This is a genomic window from Peribacillus sp. NPDC097284, assembly GCF_044761765.1.
Classification (GTDB): domain Bacteria; phylum Bacillota; class Bacilli; order Bacillales; family DSM-1321; genus Peribacillus.
The window spans coordinates 197086-217009 of the sequence record NZ_JBIWCZ010000004.1; the positions used below are offsets into that span (position 1 = coordinate 197086).

At 44.2% G+C, this 19924-nt stretch carries 16 protein-coding genes; 8 read left to right on the forward strand and 8 right to left on the reverse strand.

What is annotated here, in order from left to right; all coding sequences use genetic code 11:
* Positions 1 to 148: 148 nt before the first annotated feature.
* The gene (putP, locus tag ACIQXU_RS10900) at positions 149 to 1621 is read right to left on the reverse strand and encodes a sodium/proline symporter PutP (RefSeq protein WP_402871901.1); all 1473 of its coding nucleotides are present in this window, start codon (positions 1619 to 1621) and stop codon (positions 149 to 151) included.
* Positions 1622 to 1796: 175 nt separating this feature from the next.
* On the opposite strand from putP, the gene ACIQXU_RS10905 reads away from it, so the two are divergent.
* A complete protein-coding gene (locus ACIQXU_RS10905) occupies positions 1797 to 3839 on the forward strand; it encodes a molybdopterin oxidoreductase family protein (protein WP_402989165.1) in 2043 nt (680 codons plus the stop codon).
* A gap of 180 nt (positions 3840 to 4019) precedes the next feature.
* Here the strand turns inward: ACIQXU_RS10905 and ACIQXU_RS10910 are convergent, their stop codons facing one another.
* The 4 genes from ACIQXU_RS10910 to ACIQXU_RS10925 form a co-directional block, all read right to left on the reverse strand.
* Positions 4020 to 5345 (reverse strand): aminotransferase family protein, encoded by a 1326-nt coding sequence (locus tag ACIQXU_RS10910; RefSeq protein WP_402989168.1) that lies wholly within the window; start codon positions 5343 to 5345, stop codon positions 4020 to 4022.
* A gap of 396 nt (positions 5346 to 5741) precedes the next feature.
* Entirely contained in the window at positions 5742 to 7175 is a 1434-nt protein-coding gene (locus ACIQXU_RS10915; protein WP_402958472.1) for an NAD(P)H-hydrate dehydratase, read from the reverse strand.
* 37 nt (positions 7176 to 7212) lie between these two features.
* Positions 7213 to 7854: a 5,6-dimethylbenzimidazole synthase gene (gene bluB / locus ACIQXU_RS10920; protein WP_402871915.1), complete on the reverse strand. Its 642-nt coding sequence runs from the start codon at positions 7852 to 7854 to the stop codon at positions 7213 to 7215.
* 208 nt (positions 7855 to 8062) lie between these two features.
* Complete coding sequence (locus ACIQXU_RS10925) at positions 8063 to 8668, reverse strand: uridine kinase family protein (RefSeq protein WP_402871917.1); 606 nt, start codon at positions 8666 to 8668, stop codon at positions 8063 to 8065.
* 88 nt (positions 8669 to 8756) lie between these two features.
* Here ACIQXU_RS10925 and ACIQXU_RS10930 point away from each other — a divergent pair, with 88 nt between their 5' ends.
* Complete coding sequence (locus ACIQXU_RS10930) at positions 8757 to 9437, forward strand: HAD-IA family hydrolase (protein ID WP_402958474.1); 681 nt, start codon at positions 8757 to 8759, stop codon at positions 9435 to 9437.
* Here the strand turns inward: ACIQXU_RS10930 and dacB are convergent.
* Positions 9420 to 10841, reverse strand: a complete 1422-nt coding sequence (dacB, locus tag ACIQXU_RS10935) for a D-alanyl-D-alanine carboxypeptidase/D-alanyl-D-alanine endopeptidase (protein WP_402989171.1) — start codon at positions 10839 to 10841, stop codon at positions 9420 to 9422. The two genes, ACIQXU_RS10930 and dacB, sit on opposite strands and share 18 nt — an antisense overlap.
* Positions 10842 to 11077: 236 nt before the next feature.
* On the opposite strand from dacB, the gene ACIQXU_RS10940 reads away from it, so the two are divergent.
* Both ACIQXU_RS10940 and ACIQXU_RS10945 read left to right on the forward strand, forming a co-directional pair.
* The gene (locus tag ACIQXU_RS10940; RefSeq protein WP_402871923.1) at positions 11078 to 11572 is read left to right on the forward strand and encodes a PH domain-containing protein; all 495 of its coding nucleotides are present in this window, start codon (positions 11078 to 11080) and stop codon (positions 11570 to 11572) included.
* 1 nt (position 11573) lies between these two features.
* Positions 11574 to 13034, forward strand: coding sequence for a PH domain-containing protein (locus tag ACIQXU_RS10945; protein WP_402989174.1), 1461 nt, complete (start codon positions 11574 to 11576; stop codon positions 13032 to 13034).
* Positions 13035 to 13065: 31 nt separating this feature from the next.
* Here ACIQXU_RS10945 and ACIQXU_RS10950 read toward each other — a convergent pair whose 3' ends face one another.
* Positions 13066 to 13737, reverse strand: a complete 672-nt coding sequence (locus ACIQXU_RS10950; RefSeq protein WP_402989178.1) for an aspartate/glutamate racemase family protein — start codon at positions 13735 to 13737, stop codon at positions 13066 to 13068.
* 202 nt (positions 13738 to 13939) lie between these two features.
* Here ACIQXU_RS10950 and ACIQXU_RS10955 point away from each other — a divergent pair, with 202 nt between their 5' ends.
* Positions 13940 to 15931 carry a methyl-accepting chemotaxis protein gene (locus ACIQXU_RS10955; RefSeq protein WP_402989181.1) on the forward strand — a complete coding sequence of 664 codons (1992 nt, stop codon included), beginning with the start codon at positions 13940 to 13942 and terminating at the stop codon, positions 15929 to 15931.
* 52 nt (positions 15932 to 15983) lie between these two features.
* Here ACIQXU_RS10955 and ACIQXU_RS10960 read toward each other — a convergent pair whose 3' ends face one another.
* Positions 15984 to 16490 carry a YflT domain-containing protein gene (locus tag ACIQXU_RS10960; RefSeq protein ID WP_402871935.1) on the reverse strand — a complete coding sequence of 169 codons (507 nt, stop codon included), beginning with the start codon at positions 16488 to 16490 and terminating at the stop codon, positions 15984 to 15986.
* 163 nt (positions 16491 to 16653) lie between these two features.
* Between ACIQXU_RS10960 and ACIQXU_RS10965 the strand changes: the two genes are divergently transcribed.
* From ACIQXU_RS10965 to ACIQXU_RS10975, 3 genes are all read left to right on the forward strand, one after another.
* Complete coding sequence (locus tag ACIQXU_RS10965; protein ID WP_402989183.1) at positions 16654 to 17721, forward strand: M20 family metallopeptidase; 1068 nt, start codon at positions 16654 to 16656, stop codon at positions 17719 to 17721.
* Between the two features lie 431 nt (positions 17722 to 18152).
* Positions 18153 to 18704, forward strand: coding sequence for a 3D domain-containing protein (locus tag ACIQXU_RS10970; RefSeq protein ID WP_402871940.1), 552 nt, complete (start codon positions 18153 to 18155; stop codon positions 18702 to 18704).
* A gap of 138 nt (positions 18705 to 18842) precedes the next feature.
* Positions 18843 to 19754: a ketopantoate reductase family protein gene (locus ACIQXU_RS10975; RefSeq protein WP_402871943.1), complete on the forward strand. Its 912-nt coding sequence runs from the start codon at positions 18843 to 18845 to the stop codon at positions 19752 to 19754.
* Positions 19755 to 19924: the final 170 nt, after the last annotated feature.

A 19924-nucleotide genomic window follows, 5' to 3' on the forward strand; every position in this document is an offset into this window, starting at 1 on the left:
TCCTTTATATTTATTTTTTGGCTTATTATTCCCAACTCACTCAAAAAAAAGTCCTCATGCACTACACATAAGGACTTTACAGCTATTGTACCATGTTTTTGCTAATGATTGAAAAGAGAGTGCCATCCATTCAATTGAACAGCGCATTCTATTTAGTTAGGTTTTTAACAGCCTGATCAAAATCTTCGTCTATTTCTTTAGAAGGTTTCGCCGATAACAGACTGAAAATCACGACGGCAAGCGTACCTGCGATAAAGCCAGGTATGATTTCGTAGACTTCCGCGAACTTGTCGATGGATTCCCATACGATCACGGTTACCGTACCGATGATCATTCCAGCCAGGGCTCCCCATTTTGTCATTCTTCTCCAGAAAAGGCTCAGTAATATGACCGGTCCGAATGCCGAGCCGAAACCTGCCCAAGCATACCCAACCAATTTTAAAATGGTCCCGCTCGGGTTGAACGCCAAAACAAGGGCAATCACGGATATCGCCAATACGCCCAACCGTCCAACCAGCACTAATTCCTTATCGGAAGCATTTGGACGAACGAACTGTTTATAGAAGTCATCCGTCAACGCACTTGCCGACACCAATAATTGAGAAGCGATCGTGCTCATGACTGCGGATAGAATCGCCGCCAGCAAGAATCCCGTAATTAGAGACGGGAACAACTCTTTAGAAAGGAGGATGAATACTGATTCTGCATTCGCTTCCCCCAAAGGCGCATTCGCCTTGCTAAAGTAAGAAATCCCGACCAATCCTGTGAACATGGCACCTACAATGGCGAACACCATCCAGCCCATACCGATGCGACGGGCACTTTTCAATTCTTTCACGGAAGATATCGCCATGAATCGGACGATGATATGCGGTTGGCCAAAATAACCAAGTCCCCATGCCAGCAACGAAATGATCCCAATCGTCGACATTCCTTCAAACGCATGCAAAAGGGTCGGATCAATTGATTTTATTTCCGTAAATGTTGGAGTCCAGCCTCCTATATTTACAATGGTGACGACAGGTACTAGAATTAAGGCAATGAACATGATGGTTCCTTGAACAAAATCCGTCCAACTCACGGCAAGGAAGCCACCGAATAACGTGTAAAGAATGACGACACTTGCCGTCAGCCAGATTCCATATCGGTAATCCAGGTTAAAGGCCGTCCGGAAAAGCTCCCCGCCTGCTACCATACCGGAAGAGGTGTAGAAAGTAAAAAAGATTAAAATGACTAAAGCGGATACCACTTTTAAAATTCGGGAGGTATCTTTAAACCGATTCCCCAAATAGTCTGGTATAGTAATAGAATTATTCGCGATCTCCGTATATGTACGAAGCCTTGGCGCCACGAATAACCAGTTTAGATAAGCGCCTACTGACAGACCGATGACGATCCACCCGGCACTTAAGCCATTCAAGTACATGGCTCCAGGAAGGCCCATCAGCAACCATCCGCTCATGTCGGAAGCACCGGCACTTAAAGCGGTTACAGCCGGACCCAAGTTTCTTCCTCCGAGCATGTAATCCGTCAGGTTAGCGGTCCTTCGATAAGCAAGGTACCCGATTAACAGCATACCTGCCATGTATATGACAATTGAAACGATTGCTCCATATTCCAAAAATTCTTCCTCCATTACTTACGAACCTTTCGATAGAGAAGGCTCATTTTATTAAAATAAGCTTATCAGAAAAAAAAACATAAGTTAAGTAGTTCTTTCTAATACCCAATATATTAAAATATACAATTAATAGACTATTCAAAAAAGCGTTCCAAAAAACAAGGAGGACAAAGTCATGCAACCCTATTTCAAACAACAGGATGGAATCTTCCCATCGGTTTGCTCACTTGATTGCCCCGATCAATGCGGTTTACTCCTTCACAAAAAAGACGGAAAAATCGTGAAAGTCCAGGGGGATCCCAAACACCCGGTTACAAAAGGAAATATCTGCAACAAGGTCCGGAATATGACAGCCCGTCTATATGATCCGCATCGTCTTTCGCAACCGCTTATGCGAATCGGTCCAAAAGGAAAAGGGCAATTCGCCCCCATTAGTTGGGACGAAGCGATCGGGATGATCACGTCAAAATGGAAGGCCTTGATAGACCAGCATGGACCGGAATGCATCCTCCCCTACAGTTTTTATGGAAACATGGGAAACCTTAGTGCTGAAGGCATGGATCGTCGCTTCTTCCACAAACTTGGGGCAAGTAGGCTGGAGCGTTCCATTTGTAACTCTGCCGGTTCGGTCGGCTACAGTTATACCATGGGCGGTTCGTTCGGAATCGATCCGGAGGAAACGATCGACACAAAGCTTTTCATCATGTGGGGGATTAATGCCGTGAGTACCAATATGCACCAAGTGACAATTGCCCAGCAGGCCCGGAAAAATGGCGCCAAGGTTGTGGTGATCGACGTCCATAAAAACCAGACCGGGAAGTGGGCTGATTGGTTCATCCCCATCCTGCCTGGTACAGATAGTGCACTTGCCCTTGGCATCATGCATATTTTATATGCCGAAAATATGGTCGATCAGCCTTTCCTAGACGCCTATACGGTCGGTTCTGACGAATTGCGTGAGCATGTCCGCCAATATGACCCGGCGACCGTCTCCACGATCACGGGCGTTCCAATCGAAGACCTTTATACATTAGCCCGGATGTATGGACAGACCGAACCATCATTCGTTCGAATCGGTAATGGCCTGCAGCATCACGATAACGGCGGAATGGCTGTAAGGACCATTGCCTGCCTTCCCGCCCTTACCGGACAGTGGGGTGTTAAAGGCGGTGGGGCGATGAAAGGGAACTCCGGTTATTTGGCATTTAACAAAGATGCCTTACAACGCCCTGAGCTTTTGCGAAACAAGACTACTCGCATCGTCAACATGAATCAAATCGGAGAAGCCCTTTTAGATAAGGAGAACCCGATTCGTTCCTTATTTGTATACAGCTCCAATCCTGCCCTTGTCGCTCCCAATGCAAACAAGGTTAAGGAAGGACTTATGCAAGAAGACCTATTCACGGTCGTCCATGATTTATTCTTAACTGAAACGGCGCAGTATGCCGATCTGGTCCTTCCCGCCTCTTCATCCTATGAAACGGAGGATTTTTATACTTCCTACTGGCATAATTACATACAAATTCAAAAGCCAGTCATGGAGAAATATGGAGAGTCCAAATCAAATGTGGAATTGTTCAAGATGTTGGCTGCTAACATGGGATTCGAGGACCAAGCTTTTCAAGACTCTGAGGAAGACATGATCCGTCAAGCACTCGACTTCCCCGAGAATCCTTATTTAGGAAACATCAACTATGAAGCTCTTTCTGAACATCAGTTTGTGAAAGCCGAGATGCGACCACTCTTCCCAGGGAAACTGCCGACACCGAGCGGCAAAATCGAACTCTATTCCGAACGGATGAAACAGCATGGGTACGAACCATTGCCTACCTATACACCCATCGCGAAAGACAGCGACCTGCCGTTCTTATTCATACCGGCGCCGAACCATAATTTCCTGAATTCGACTTTTTCCAATAACGAGAAACATATATCGATGGAAAAAGAACCAAAACTGCATATGAATACGGAAGACGCAGTAAAACGAGGGATAACAGACGGCGATATGGTCCGTATCTGGAATGCCCGAGGCGAATGTGTATTAAAAGCCGTCATAGGAGAAAATGTCCTGGCCGGTGTCCTAGTCAGCCAAGGCATATGGCCAAATACACCTGGCAGAAAGCAGCATATCAATGCCCTCACGCCAGACCGGCTCTCCGATATGGGAAATGGTGCCGTCTTCTTTTCCGGCCGTGTTGATGTGGAAAAAGCAGTGTAAATGATGATTTTATTTCTCGCATTCACTCGTTTCCCGGGAAATATCCTCGATTCTTGTAATATATTGACTCAAATTCTGGATTCATTCGCTCCACAAAAAAAGGCTGTTCCCTCTGGGGAAGCAGCCTTTTTCGTGGATCCGAACCACCCTGGTTGATTCGAATGCCATCCTCTTCACGTCTTATACAACTTCTTTTTCGATAGCCGCAAATGTATCGTCCAAGATTTCGATCAACTTCCCTACCTCTGCTTTAGTGATGATCAAAGGTGGTGCAAACACTAGTGTATCTTGATCGAATGTAACAGATCGGCAGATTAAACCATTTTTAGCGGCCTCCGAAACGATCCGTGGAGCCAAAGGGGTTTCGAATTTCCCCCCCGTTTGTTTGTCTTTGACGATCGATATACCACCAATCAGTCCTAGCGCCCTTACATCCCCGATTATGGAATGTTTAGCTTGAAGCTTGTTAAAGCCTGCAAGCAATTCCACTCCACGTAGTTTCGAGTTTTCAATTAAGTTTTCCCGTTCAATGATTTCGATATTTTTCAACGCAACGGCACAAGCCATCGGGTGGCCACTGTAAGTGTAGCCATGTAAAAGCGTCCCTTTAGAAAGGGCTATGAAATCCTGATACATCCTATCATTCAGGACAACACCACCCAATTGGGCATATCCACTCGTCACGCCTTTGGCAAAGCACATCATGTCTGGTATGACCCCGAAGTGCTCGATTCCGAAATACGCACCCGTTCTGCCAAAACCGGTAATGACTTCGTCCGTCACCAACAAAATGCCGTACTCATCACAAATCTCCCTGACCTCCTTGAAGTAGCCTTCAGGAGGCATATTCACGCCACCAGCCCCTTGTATCGGTTCCGTTATGAAAGCAGCGATAGTTTCCGGTCCTTCCTGTACAATGGTCTTGCGCAATTCCTCAATGGAGGAGCCATCCACATAACAGAAATCCGGCGCAAGGGAATTCGTGAAGTCGCGGAAAGGCTTCAATCCCGTGGCACTAGTCGCTCCCATCGCCACCCCGTGATAGGAGTTCGAACGGGAAATGATTTTTTGCCGGTTGGGCTGGCCTTTTAAAATCCAGTAGTGACGCGCAAGCTTGATCGCCGTATCACTCGATTCCGACCCTCCGGACGTAAAGAACACGGCATTCAAATTTCCGGGTGCGATGGAAGCGATTTTGGCAGCCAACCGAATGGCTGGTTCATTACTGAAGGTGGCAAAATTAGAGGTGAACGCCAATTTCTCCATCTGCTCCTTCGCCACTTTGGCAATTTCGTCCTGCCCATGCCCGATATTCACATTCCAAAGGGAAGACATCCCATCGATAACCGTCCTGCCCATGATGTCCGTTAGGTATATCCCCTTACCCTCGGTAAAAATGAAACTCGGTCCATCTTGCTGCTGTTGTTCGATCGCTGTTGTCGGATGGATAAAATGCTTTTTATCCCAATCAATCAATTGCTGAATATCCGTCTTTTCTTTCACCATGTAGAAACACCCTTCTCTACTGATATTTTTAATACAGAGATATGTATTCTGTAACAAGATGCATGCCGAGGTACTGTGTTCTAACATAACCATTCAGGAAATAATCAGGAGATAAGTCAACCTCTCTATCTAGTTAATTTTCTGAAATATTTCATTTAACATTGTATTATTCTTGTATTTTTTTTATCCCATAAACTTCGAAAATCTTTAGCCAGGATATCGCTACATGCCATGAAGACCTGCATACCGGGACCCACTAAAAGGCGGGGATACGAGCAAAAAAAAAAACTAGCTGCTAAGATGACAGCTAGTTTTTGATTCCCTACCTTTTCATGGTACTTTCTTTTTATTTTATTGTTATCGAGCACTCACTTCATGTCGTCCATCAGCGAGTGCCTATTCGAATTCCTTCAACACATAGGCCAAGTTTTCACTCACATCACTTGCGAGCAGACTGCTCTTCGCCCTCGTTTCACTCCATTGCTCCGCGCTTACCCCGTGACAGTATACAGCATTGGCCACGGCCGCTTTCTTATCTTCATAGAATGAGATAAATGCAAGGATCATCCCAGTCAAGGTATCACCTGTCCCGCCTTTGGCAAGTCCATCATTGCCGGTCGAATTCACCCATACATCGCCATCGGGAAACGCCATCACCGTATTTCTTCCTTTGAGTACAACGGTCACCTTATTCGAGATCGCATATTCAGATGCGAGGCGCAGGCGGTCTTTCTGGATTTCCTTCGTCGGAAGACCCGTCATTTTACTGAACTCACCAGGATGGGGCGTGACGATCGTCATCGCTTCACGCATGGGATAGTCGCGTTTCTTAAGGGCTCCTGCATCGATAATGATCGGCAGGTCCCTTTTCATTACTTCATGTAACGCCCGTTCGATTTTTTCCTCATTATCCAATCCTGGGCCGATTGCCACTCCCCTTATCCCTTTAGGCATCGCTCCAGCCGCTACCTTTTCCAGTCCATCATGTAAAAATGTACATTCCGGCACCCGGCTCGCGATAATTGCTGAAGCGAACCTTGTTGTCGCCACAGTCAGTTTCCCGATTCCACTCCGCATCGCGGCAAGGCTCGCCAGCATGGCACTTCCCGGCATTTCATCCGTACCCGCTATCAACAGTCCCGTCCCGAATGTCCCCTTATGCGAGGCACTATTTCGCTTCGGGAAGCTTGCGGCAATATCCCCTTTGGTCCATACTTGCCAATTGGATGTCTGTGGCAAGCCAATATCGAGCACTTCGGTCTGACCATAATACTCGACACTTCCTTCGAGAAACGCCGATGGTTTGTACCCGTGGAGCGTGAATGTTCGGTCAGCCTTTATAGCCTTTTCCACTTCACCGGTATCCGCCAAAACGCCTGTCGGAATATCGATTGCCATCCGAACGGCCTCTTGCTCATTCATCCAATCAATCAGCTGTTCGATATCATTACGGAGTGGCAACCTCGCTCCGACCCCAAGCAGCGCATCTATCAACACATCATAATCCTCACTGATTTCCGATACCTCAAATCCGCAGTGGAGATAATAGCGGTAGTGGCGCTCTGCAGTCTCAGAAACAGGTTCCCCTAGTGGGATAGCGAGCTCACATATGAAACCATGTTGCTTTAAATAACGGGCGAGAACCACTCCATCTCCGCCATTGTTCCCTTTTCCCGCAAGAATCAAGATTCGCTGCGATTTGCTCACATTTTTGACAATGGCTTCAAATAAAGCCCGTCCCGCATTTTCCATCAGCGTAAACGTTTCAAGTCCATGATCCGCTGCAGTTCGATCGATTCTTTTTATTTCCTCGCCTCGATAGATATACAAAACGAAACACCAGCTTTCTACAAGATCCTTACAAGGTCTAGTTTTGGCCCCACTTATCTTTAAAAATCAAATCATCCATCGACCGTCTCTTTTCCCAATTGGCCGTTTCAAGAATCGGTTTATCGGGATATTGATCGGTATAGCCAACAGACATGAGCGCGACAGGCTCCACGTGTGGAGGGATATCCAAAATGTCCCGGATATCATTCTTCTTGTAAAAACTGACCCAGCCCATCGCCAACCCTTCCGCACAGGCGGCTAACCACATATTCTGAATGGCACAGGCCGTCGATAAAATATCCGTTTCAGGAATGGAGTTGCGTCCAAGCACATGAGATCCACCCCGCGTCGGATCACAGGTCACACAAATCGTATAGGGGGCTTCCTTCAAGCCTTCTACTTTCAAACTAAGAAACTTGTTTTCTTTTTCCCCTTCATAATGAACCGCAAGCGCCCTTCTTTCCTTATCCGCGGCCCAGGCCAACCGCTCTTTAATCTCCTGGTCCGAAACGACAATGAAACTCCATGGTTGCATGAACCCAACAGACGGTGCATGATGTCCCGCCTCCAAAATCTTATGCAAGGTATCCTTTGAGATGGGATCGGGTAAAAAACTCCGGATATCCCTCCGGCTATAAATCGCTTTATATACACCAGCTTGTTCATCATTAGTAAACATACTTCTCCTCCATTATCTCTGTCTCTTAGAGAAATTTATCTAAATATTAATATTCAATATGAATTTTACAGGTAAACCCTTACAATGAAAAGCAGCCTCATCCTTCCTATTCTATGACAAAAACCGGAATCGATGAAGGATAGCTAGGGGAAATGGACTCGGGGTACAAGACCTTCATCCGCGAGAAAGGAAAGGAACGAGACTCTATTCATCTCGTTCCATCCACAATCAGGTTGACCCTATCTCGTGGAAGATGTGCATCGACATAGAGATCTTCATAGACCATCCAGTTATCTTCCCACATGGAACGCATCTCTTCCCCATCACGCTCAATTCCACGGTCTAATCGTTTCTCCCGGGGGCACTCCACCCAAATGGTAAAATTATAGAAGGCAGCCAATTCATAGCGAGTAGAGTATGTGCCTTCAATGATGACAGTCCCACCCACTGGGATGGTATGCCACTCAGCCATTGCATCCGATTCCCAATCATAACGTTGGTAGACCGCTTCTTTCCCTGAGGTAAGCGGTTCCAAAACTTGACTGAAGACACGGGACCAATCGTAGTTCACACCAATCAAATTCCCGACTGGAGGCAACTGGGCCCTTTGAGAAGAAGGAAAATAGAAATCATCCATATGAACAATTGTGACATCCTGACAATGAGCTTTTATATAGGCAGCAAGGGTACTTTTCCCCGAACCACCGCGACCATCTATGGCAACTAAATATGGCCTTCGGTTTCCAGGGGAATTCTGGATTTCAGCAATAAGTTGGGAAATCGTGTGCTGGCCACGAATTGTTGGGAAATTCATCAAACCCCTCCTCTTCCTATATATTTCTCTACACCCTCCCAAGAAACCCTCCTTGGGCGCGCAAAAAAATTGAAAGAAGGTACAAAATATGAATTCCATTCCCTTTGCCGTCATCTTCGACATGGACGGCACCCTGTTTCAAACCAATAGGATTTTAGGTTCATCACTTGAAAGAACGTTCAAAGTCCTTCGGTCAGAAGGAAATTGGCAGGGAGAAGCCCCTCTTGCCACATACCAAAAAATCATGGGGGTTCCACTAAAGGTCGTATGGGAAACCTTATTGCCAAATCACGCCGAGTCTATTCGGAATCAAGCCGACCGACTCTTTCTTGAATGTTTGAATCAAGAGATCAAAGAAGGAAAAGGTCAGCTTTACCCAAACGTCATCGAGACCTTGTCAGTCTTTAAACAACAAGGTATTCCAATATTCATAGCCAGCAACGGACTTGAAAAGTATTTGGAAGAAATCTGTACATATTTTCATCTGCATGAATACCTTACGGACATTTACAGTATCGAAAGGTCATTGAAAGGCTCGAAAACGGATTTAGTTCACATGTTGTTGAGAAACTATAACATTGAAGAAGCCATCCTGGTTGGCGACCGAAAGTCCGATATCGAAGCTGCAAAGGAAAATGGATTAGTGGCCGTCAGCTGTCCATTTGGTTTTGCGACTGTCAATGAATTGGTGGAAGCAGATCTTCTCATCGCGGATTTTTTTGAATTACAAGCATATGTTTTTAAACGAATATCAACGCTCTCTTTCTAACAGATCTTCCTGTTCCGCTAGCCATACCACTATTTTATCTTGGATGTCCCTGATTCCCTTTTCCTCCACGAAGTTGTTCAAAAGAATTGAAAAGATGATGCCTTCCCCACTTTTGGTGGTCACATATCCAGACAAAGTGCTCGTAGCGGAAATCGTCCCCGTTTTAGCGCGGACATTTCCCACGGCCGCCGTCTTTTCCATCCTATTCCTTAATGTACCGCCTATCATCTTTTCTTTAACCCCAGCAACCGGCAGTGCATTGAGATAGGAAGGAAACCATGTTTTTTCCCGAACGGAATAAAGGAGTTTGGTCAATTCGTTCGCTGAGATCAGATTGACCTGGCTAATCCCTGAACCATCCCGCATCATGGTCGATTGCGTGTCCATCCCCATCAGCTCGAGCTTACTTTCTGCTATCTTCAATCCATTCTCCCAACTGCCTTCCCCCTTCGCTGCCTTCCCCATTTCCTTCACCAAAACTTCAGCATGTGTGTTATTGCTCAGTTTCATGAAGGGAACCAGCAATTGTGAAAGGGTCATCGAATCATGGCTGGCAATTTTCCTAGCTTGCGCGGGTGTTTTTCCTTGTTTGGTCGTACCTAACACCTTGATGCCTTGCCGTTCCATCGATTGTTCAAATAATCTTAGGGCATATTTGGTAGGATCAATCACCGCCATATATTCTTTTGTCGGCAAGCCATGTTCCGGCATAGTCCCCGTTACCGTCAAGACATTTCGCTCATGATCGCGTTCGACCTTGATTTTCTGCTTTCCGTCCGGTGATACTGTTATCGCTTCATTAACGACTGTTACATAGTCCGTTTCCGGTTGCATCGTCACGGTTGCTTTTTTTCCAGCCCTTTTCCCTGGTGATATCTCCAGAAGGACTGTCCCGGTATCATACTCCTCATCGGGTGCGGCGGTTAAGGCTGAAACGGCCGACCCGTAGTATTCTTGCTCATCACTTCGTATTAAATCAGGCGAATGGCCTTCATCGTCATACCATGTATCATCGCCGATAAGATCTCCATGAACATAGTGGATTCGATGTTGCTTCAACACCTTCGCCAAACCATCAAAGTCCTTTTCAAGAAGGGTTGGGTCTCCTTTTCCCTTCAAATAGACATCCCCCTGAAGGACGTTCGCGACATGAATGCCTTTTATGTATAGTTCCGTTTGGAAGACATGTTCCTCCCCTAACGTTTCAAGTGCCGCTGCCGCTGTCAGAAGTTTCATGTTCGATGCCGGTCTCATCCTTATATCCGCATCATGCTCATACACCAATTCCCCTGTATCTGCCGAACGGATTGAAATTCCGGCTAAGGCCCCGGTTAAAGCAGGCGACTCATGTACGATACGCTTGATTTCACCAGCCATCGATTCCTCTTCATAAGCAGCCTGCATCGTTTCCCCATTAAAAAAGCACATCAAAAACAGAAAGAAAATAATGTATACTTTCCTTATAAAGGTCAAATCCATTTCACCTACTTTTAAATTTCATTCACATGTCCCTTCATATCAGGCATACACAGTATTCCGTATTCCAGGAAAGCCTCACCTCAGGGACTTTTTTAGCCCTAAAGGGAACTTTTACTAAGAATCATCCGTATAAAAGTAATGACACAGTAAGGAGTGAACATATGTATTCAAAGATTCAAGCGCCCACAAAGAAAATTTCGAAAGAATCCATCAAGGTTTGGCGGATGACGGAAACCATCACCAACCTCATTATTCTCGTCATACTCGGCATCTTATTATTCGTTGATACTTATTTTTCCTGGAAAGAGTGGATTGGATGGGTTTTAATCGGACTGACCATCATCGAATGCTTTTCCGCCATTTGGTCCATCATCATCGCCCCCATTTTATTGCAAAAATATTGGCGATATGACGTAAGCGAAGAATTCATCCAAACGAAACATGGAGCGTGGTACGAATCCCATGAACTCATCCCGATGACGAAAGTTCAATCGGTCGAGCTGAACCAGGGGCCGTTTCTACGGAAGTATGGCCTTTATACGATTAGTATCGGAACCATGGGCGACTCACATACCATACCCGCCATTCCGGAGAAAGAGGCGTATGAACTTCGAGATAAAATTGCGCACTACGCCAAGATAAAGGAAGTGGAATGACATGGCGGAACAATCCAAACGGTTACACCCGCTCAAAATCCCATTTGAAATGTGGAATGTGCTGAAGAAGGAATTCTTTTTAATTATCCTCCTTTATGTATTGAATTTTGGTACGGAAAAGGTTTATATGATCGTGCTGCAACTCATCTATCTCTTATACTTCGTATGGAAGGTCATTTCATTGACTTTGAACTGGTTCACCTATACATATCATATAAAAGAAGGAAACATTCAGATCAAGTCCGGGCTTATTTCCAAGTCCTATCGGACAGTTCCGCTTCACAAAATACAAAACGTCCAACGACGGACAACCGTCCTTCATAAGTTTTTCCACTTAACTTCTTTAACGTTCGAAACGGGAATGACTGGTGACCAAGGTTCTGTCTTGTTGGAGGCGATTTCTTTAAAAGAAGCCCAACGACTTGAAACGGAATTTTCCTCACAAGAAATCCCGGCTGTAGAAGAAGATCATCTGGAAGAGGACAGCTTGAAAGAAACGGGTGCTGAACAAACCATACATTTCACACCGACTAAACGGGATGTGTTAAAAGCTTCCTTCACGTCACTAAGCTTCCTGGCCATCATTCCGATTGTCGCTACGATTTATAAAACACTTGATGATTTTTTCAATCTGGAAAATGCCGAAGGGGCTGTGGCATCATTTTTGAATTCATGGCTAACCATAACCATCGCTCTCATTGTTTTAGTAGGATTAGCTATTGGTTTTGGAATTATTTCCACGTACGTGAAATATGGGAAGTATGAAATTTCATCGGATGCCAAACGTGTGTATATAAAAAAAGGGGTGCTCGATGAATCTGCCTTTTCAATTCAGAAAGAAAAGGTGCAGGCGGTGGAAATCACCCAATCCCTCATCAAAAGAATGCTTGGATTAGCGGAGGTGAAACTGATAAGCGCGGGAAGTACAGGAGATGAAAAACTGGAAACGAATACGCTCTATCCATTTTTATCGGTTGACCGTGCCCATGCCATAATCGAAGAGATTTTGCCTTCTTACAAGGTGGAACGCTCCATGCATCCCTTATCGAAACAAGCTTTCATCGTGCGAATGCTAAGGCCAAGCTATATCTGGATAGTTGTGACGGTTGCCATTTTTATTTTCAAGCCAGCGATATGGTATATTTCCTTGATTCTTTTCGTACTCATTTATACATCGAGAATCATAGATTACAAAAATGGCCGCTATTTATTACATGACGAATTCATTCAATTTAAATCAGGAAGTTTGGAAACGTCCCTGTTCATCACGAAAAGAAGCAAGGTCATTCAGATTAAAGTCGAACGCTCAAGACTGCAAAAACGCTTTGGGCTCGCATCGATCGAAACCATTAACCGTTCCAAACCGGTACATCATACCAAGCTACAAGATGTTTCCCTTGAATATGCCGACGAGTTTTACACATGGTATATTGATCGCACGAAAAACATTCAAGTCGAATAACCAACCAGAAGAAAGAGTTGACTGCATCCAGTCAGCTCTTTTTTTGTAAGTCTAATTGGCTGACAATGGAGGTCACTACTATTTTTAATGGATTCATCATTCCATGAGATGTCTGCTGTTCGAATCGCTTGGCTGCATCCACCATCGATAATTGAGCAACAGAAATTGCCTTTTGATCATCTTGAACGAGTTGATGTAAGACCTTGATGATTTCAGCATTGTACTCTTCTTTCAATCCTTTCATGATTAATTCGAAAGTATTTTCCATGATCATAATCTCCAAATCCAAGGATTTTTGATGGATTTCCGCATACTTTTCAAGACGCTCCACGGTACCGTTAACTGTTGCTGGGTTCGTAAAAAGGAGAATCTGAGGTTGAGATAGCGTACAGATGTATTCGAAGTAAGGTTCATCAATTTTAATGATGGGCACGGATGCTACCATACGTTGGTCTTGTAAAAGGGCGATATAGTTCGTGCAAGTAATTAGGATAGCATCCACTTCACATTGAGCGATCCAATCCAGTTGCTCTTTTACTTTTTTCTTTGCTTCTGTTTTATCGTAATTCCCAACAGAAGTCATTCGATACATTATGGAAGAGTCCACAAAATGCATGAGATCGATGTCATAGATTGAAAGAGCTCTTTCTATATATTCTATATTTGAATAATGGGCATGAAGGCATCCTAATCTTTTTTTCAACTCACCATTCCCCCTTCATTATGCTTTCTGATTATTCTACCAGTAAAATTCCTTTCTTGGATAATCTTTTCTTTCCTGTTTCAATCACTTTACCTCCTAATATAAGTCATTCTTATGAATTTTCTAAAAAAACTAAAAGATAGGGAAACTAAGCCGAAATATCTAGAGAACTCATAAGAAGTAGATATAAAGGAGCAAACCTATGAAACGTCTGAAAAACTGGTACTTCAATTCTCTTAAAAAACAAATACTGATACCCTTTTTAGCTTTAATTATTATTAGCGGATTTCTCATATCCTACGTAGCCTATGATCAAAGCATTGAACTAACGACAGATGAACTGAAAAATACGACAGAAGGTCAAGTAAAATCAATGAATGAAGTATCTGATCGCTTCTTCCAAGAAAAGGAAAAGAATTTAGACAGGATAAGCAAAGATGTGGCCATGACCACACCCCATTCAGACGCTGATTCCATACTTACTGAGTTTACCAATACCCAAACAACCAATGAAGAGATCATCAGCTTGTACATGGGGACGGAGAAGGAAGGACAGACGATCATCTTCCCTAAAGCCAATTTACCTGGTGACTTTGACCCAAGGCAACAAGATTGGTATCAAGCCGCTTTGAAAGGAAAGAATGAAGTCATATGGACCGAGCCTTATACGGATACTGCGACCAATTCCCTTATCATCACGGCAGCAAAAGCAATCTATGATGGCGATAAATTGGTCGGCGTTCTTGGTGTCGACATCGCGATGGAAACGTTACTGAATACGATCAATCAGACGAAATTCGGGAAAACGGGATATGCCATTCTACTGAATGAGAAAGGGTCTATCCTTGCCCACCCTGATCAATCGAAAATCATGAAGGATCTTTCGGCTCAACCCATTTTTCAGCAAATGAAAGGTGAATCAGGATCTATGATCCTGGATTTTGAGGATAAAAGGCAAATCATCGGATACTCATCCAGTCCTACTACTGGTTGGAAAATAGCTGGAGTCGTGGATAGAGATGAAGTGGTGGACCGTGCAAGCTCTATGGTCATGCACAATATCCTGGCCATGATCGTCACTTTTACTTTGACTACCATTTTTTCCATCTTCATCACACGTTCTTTGACAAAGCCCATTAAACGCCTTCAAGAATCCATCAAGAAAATGGCTGGCGGTGACTTCGCCTCCACGATTTCCATTTCCAGTGGGGACGAACTCGGCAAGCTTGCAGAAGACACCAACACCTTAGCAGAGAATATGAGTGCCATGCTTAAAAATGTCCATGCCCTTTCCAATAAGGTTGCCGATTCCTCCATGTTGCTCGTTGCCAGTGCCGAAGAGAATTCGGCTGCCGCAAACGAAGTCGCCATGACGATGGAACAAATCGCTTCAGGTGCCATTGATCAGATTGAAGTCGGCCAAGATAACGAAACGGCCATAGAGCTCATGGCCGACAAAATCAACAACCTGGAAAATCAGGCAGAAAAAATGTCGCTTGCCTCCGATGACATGTTCAAGGCATCGGAAAATGGCATGATCACCGTTCAGGGACTAAAACAACAATTCGATGTTACAGCCCAGATATCCAACCAGATGAGTACAGCCGTAAAATCACTGGATGTTCGATCCCATACGATTAGCGATATCGTCAAAACCATAACAGGGATTGCCGGGCAAACCAATTTACTCGCCTTGAATGCAGCCATCGAGGCAGCCAGGGCAGGCGAGCATGGAAAAGGTTTCGCCGTCGTTGCCGATGAAGTGAAAAAATTGGCCGAACAAACGGAACACTCCTTAAAGGAAATAGCAGAAATCATTTTTGCCATGCAAACTGATACCGCAAATACGGTTAGCTTGATTGATCAGGTCAACCAGAAAATCGATCATCAGAGTACATCCGTCACGAACACCGAAGTGGCCTTTGGCGATATTGCATCAATCATCTCTACCACATTCAGTAACTTTGATGAAATAACAAGTACCATGCACGAAATGATTGCCCAGATTGCCGTGATGTCAGGCAACGCGAAACAACTAAACTCCGTTAGTCAGGAGGCAGCTGCCGGCACAGAAGAAGTGTCCGCTTCAATCGAAGAGACGAATGCCTCCATGGAACAATTAAATGCCCTGGCTGGGGAATTGGACAGCCTATCGCAGGAAATGCACAAGGAAATCCAGAAATTCAGCTACTAAACAAAAGAAAGAGCAGAAGCCAAAAGGCCCTGCTCTTTTTACACGCTCTAAATTAAAGTGGTCTTCTTCTATTCGTAAGCGTTTCATCCGTTTCCGTAATACCTGTGTATGAAGAGTTACCCCTTTTCGCATCGGCATCCACCAATACAAGCAGTTTCCCATTCTTAACATCCGATTCATATTGAGTGGCTTCACGCTCAGGGATACCGAGGCCAATCAATGTACCGGCCAAACCACCTGTACCAGCTCCTACTGCCGCACCAGCTAATGTAGCTGCAATCGGTCCAGCCGCAAGTACCGGTCCGATTCCTGGAATGGCCAAAGCACCGATTCCCGCTAAGAATCCAGCTGTTCCGCCTAGAACTCCACCAGTGGCAGCTCCAGTAGCAAGCCCTTCCTCTACTTTCGTTCCTGTTTCTTTTTTCACCGTTCTAAGTTCTTCTTTATCTTTAGCAACCACCGAAATATCATCTTGAGTATATCCTTGAGCCTGTAATGCCTCAACTGCCTGAATGGCCTCTGATCCAGTATCATAAACTCCAATTATACGTTTATCCATATCTATCATCCTCCTTAAAGAATGTTGTTTGTCGCTCCCTCTTTACATACCCCCGGAATCCAAAGCACTAAACACATTTCCACCGGAAAAGATTTATGGTTCAAGCCCATTTATAAGGGTATATAAAATTATAGTTTGCATACTTATAGGAGGTTTTTTTTTAATGCTTATCGATTTACTGAAAGATTTAGTCTCCATTGACAGTTCCTCCAAAGAAGGGGCCAATGAAGCAGTGGATTTCTGTGCCGGTTGGCTTAAGGGCCAGGGATTGACTGTGGATGTGATTGAAAATAACGGGTACAAAATGCTCGTTAGCGAAATCGGGAGTGGAGAAAAAACATTGATATGGAATGGCCATGTTGATGTAGTGAGCGGGACGCCTAATCAATTCTTCCCCGAGGTGCATGAAGGGAATTTATATGGCCGTGGAACGGCCGATATGAAAGCGGGGGTTGCAGGCATGATGTGCGCCTTCGCCGAATTGAAAGATAGGGACTTAGGGTTGAAAATCCAGCTACAAATCGTTTCCGATGAGGAAATCGGGGGCTTGAACTGCTCCGGCTACCTAGCGAAGCATGGATATCGAGGCGATTTTGTCATCTGTGCAGAACCCACGCAGTTAGGCATCGGCCTACAGGCTAAGGGCTCCCTTCGCCTCGATATCGAAGTTTCCGGTAAATCCGCACATGGAAGCCGTCCATGGGAAGGTGTCAATGCCATCGAAAAGGCCTATGATATCTATACGAAAATCAAGGCCCTTCCTTTCACACGGGAACATACCCCCCTTTACGCTTCCCCCTCTCTCAATCTCGCAAAAATAAAGGGCGGAGATGTGTACAATAAAGTACCGGATGCTTGTTTACTCAGTCTCGATATTCGTTATCTTCCAACCCAGACAATGGAGGAAATCGTCGAGCAAATCGAAACCGTGGTAGGCAAGAACGTCCATATTAACATGTATAGTAAACCCGTTAATACGGAGGAAAACGATCCTTACATCACCCTACTCCGTCCGATTATCGAAAAGAACACGAAACAGGAAGCGGTCGTCTTCGGTCAACATGGCTCCGCTGACACCATCTTCTTTGCAGCGTACGGCATCCCAGCCATCGAATTCGGTCCAAAAGGGGAGAATTGGCATGGTGACCGGGAATGCGTCAATCTCGAATCCGTCGAAGTCTATCAAAAAATGCTCGTTGATTTTGCCTCTGAATTCATTTTACAAAAATAAGTATAGAAAGAAGCCGATATGTTCATCTATCGGCTTCTTTTTTTACAGAAGAATCCATCGTGAACGTCACTTCTAACCTCTTAAAACGGAAAATTCTCTTCTTTCCATATAATTGACAGCCTTTTCTTTCAAAAATGACTCTTCATACCCTCTTAAAATGGCAAAACCATAAAGTAGGCTTTTAAGCCCATACTTTTTCCACTTATTTTTCCATATTCATACAAAATACATTATGAAATCAAGTAATCTTCCAAATTTTATAGAAAATTATGAAGTATTTCGTGATAAAAGTTCAAATTAATATCATTCTTTTTACCTAGTTTATTTTTCAATGAAATGTTTTTGTAACACAATTACTATGCCACCGAAACATTATTGTCATATAGACCTGTTATTCTAAGTCTACGCTTTAAAACAAAGGAGAATATTAATTGAAAAAAATACTACTTCCTATTATCACTGCTTTCTTCCTGGTATTTAGTTTTTCCGGAGTTTCATCAGCTGCTACTACTACATATAAAGTTAAAAGTGGTGACACACTATGGGGCATCGCGAGTAAACATAACATAACGGTCAATCAACTAAAGAGTTGGAACAACCTTAAAAAAGATCATATTAAACCAAAACAAGTTTTAAAAGTTAAGAAAACTGCAACGAAGGCAAAACCCAAAGCAAAAAAAGCATCAAAGAAATATAAAACTATCACAGTTAATGCTACAGCCTATACAGCGAACTGCAAAGGGTGCAGCGGGATTACGGCAACTGGCCTTAACCTGAAGAAAAACCCTAAAGTCAAAGCTATTTCTGTCGATCCTAAAGTCATTCCACTAGGAACAAAAGTTCATGTAGAAGGTTACGGAGATGCCGTAGCAGCAGATAAAGGCAGTGCGATTAAAGGAAAAAAAATCGACGTCTTCTATTCTTCTAAAACAAAAGCTCTTAACTGGGGCAGAAAAACAGTAAAAGTGAAAGTCTATCAATAAAAAGTAATCAGCTTGTAACAATTCAGGCTGTTTTTTTTTGCCTTTTTTTCTTTTATAGTCATTATTTCACCATTCATATTTACTGAAAATTCAGCTAATGGTATGATTGGTCCATCAATCAGAAGCGAGGTGTACATATTGAAGATAGTCGTTATCGGAGCCGGTGCACTTGGTTCCTATTATGGAGGTAGACTACAGCAAGCAGGACAACAGGTTCAATTCGTCGTCCGTAAAAACCGAGCCCAACAATTGAGAGAGCAAGGGTTGAACATAACAAGCCCTCATGGAAACTATGAGTTTAACGAACTTCAATTCACAGAGGACGTACATGACATACAACAAGTTGACTTGGTCCTCCTAACGGTAAAAGGGTTCCACCTGAGAGGGGCGCTGCCTGACTTGAAGGTCCTGGTCGATAAAGGGGCAAAGGTTCTTCCCCTTTTAAATGGACTCGAGCATATCTCCATACTTCAGGATGAACTGGGCGAAGCGAACGTCATAGGGGGAAGTGCCTTCATTATCGCTACCTTAAACGAAAAAGGCCATGTCGTACACTCTAACCGGAACCATGACTTAATTTATGGCCCGCTTCATCCCTCTCAACAAGAGATCTGCGATGAGTTTGAACAAGCAGTTAGTTCAGCCATCATGGGAGCAAGCAGGACAGAAAACATCTTAATTCGTCTATGGATTAAATATATGTTCATTACTGCTTTCTCCGGCGTGACAACAGCATCCAATCTTCCCATAGGGACCATACGCAACTATCCAGAAACGAACCGGGTACTGGAAAAGGCGCTTGTGGAAATGCAGATGCTCGCTAACGCTCATGGCATTGGATTGACGGAAAGGAATGTCGCTCAGGCACTGGAGGACATAGCGGCTTTACCCGACGAAGCTACCTCCTCCATGCATCAGGACCGTCGGAAAAATCAATCCCTTGAAGTCGAGCATTTACAAGGGGGTGCCCTAAGGCTCGCCAAAAATGCCCATATCCAACTTCCTGTGATTGAAACCCTCTACGCACTCATCAAGCCTTTTGAACAATGATTTTTCTTAGGCACCAGTTTTAAAACTGGTGCTTTCTTGTTCCTCCTCTCTTCTCCCTCTCTCTCACTTTCCAAGACCAAAAAGACCAAAAAGAACAATATCACCAAAAGAATATTCTGACTCTTCCTTCTGTTACACTATAGTTAATTAAAGAAAGCGCTATCATATAA

Excerpts from the sequence above, each read along its gene's own strand:
- ACIQXU_RS10925 (WP_402871917.1), bottom strand. The coding sequence starts at position 8,668 with ATGAATTTCCCAACAATTCGTGGCCAGCACACGATTTCCCAACTTATT.
- ACIQXU_RS10960 (WP_402871935.1), bottom strand. The coding sequence starts at position 16,490 with ATGGATAAACGTATAATTGGAGTTTATGATACTGGATCAGAGGCCATT.
- ACIQXU_RS10910 (WP_402989168.1), bottom strand. The coding sequence starts at position 5,345 with ATGGTGAAAGAAAAGACGGATATTCAGCAATTGATTGATTGGGATAAA.
- bluB (WP_402871915.1), bottom strand. The coding sequence starts at position 7,854 with ATGTTTACTAATGATGAACAAGCTGGTGTATATAAAGCGATTTATAGC.
- ACIQXU_RS10965 (WP_402989183.1), top strand. The coding sequence starts at position 16,654 with ATGCTTATCGATTTACTGAAAGATTTAGTCTCCATTGACAGTTCCTCC.
- ACIQXU_RS10940 (WP_402871923.1), top strand. The coding sequence starts at position 11,078 with ATGTATTCAAAGATTCAAGCGCCCACAAAGAAAATTTCGAAAGAATCC.
- ACIQXU_RS10930 (WP_402958474.1), top strand. The coding sequence starts at position 8,757 with ATGAATTCCATTCCCTTTGCCGTCATCTTCGACATGGACGGCACCCTG.
- dacB (WP_402989171.1), bottom strand. The coding sequence starts at position 10,841 with ATGCAGGCTGCTTATGAAGAGGAATCGATGGCTGGTGAAATCAAGCGT.
- ACIQXU_RS10945 (WP_402989174.1), top strand. The coding sequence starts at position 11,574 with ATGGCGGAACAATCCAAACGGTTACACCCGCTCAAAATCCCATTTGAA.
- ACIQXU_RS10955 (WP_402989181.1), top strand. The coding sequence starts at position 13,940 with ATGAAACGTCTGAAAAACTGGTACTTCAATTCTCTTAAAAAACAAATA.
- ACIQXU_RS10905 (WP_402989165.1), top strand. The coding sequence starts at position 1,797 with ATGCAACCCTATTTCAAACAACAGGATGGAATCTTCCCATCGGTTTGC.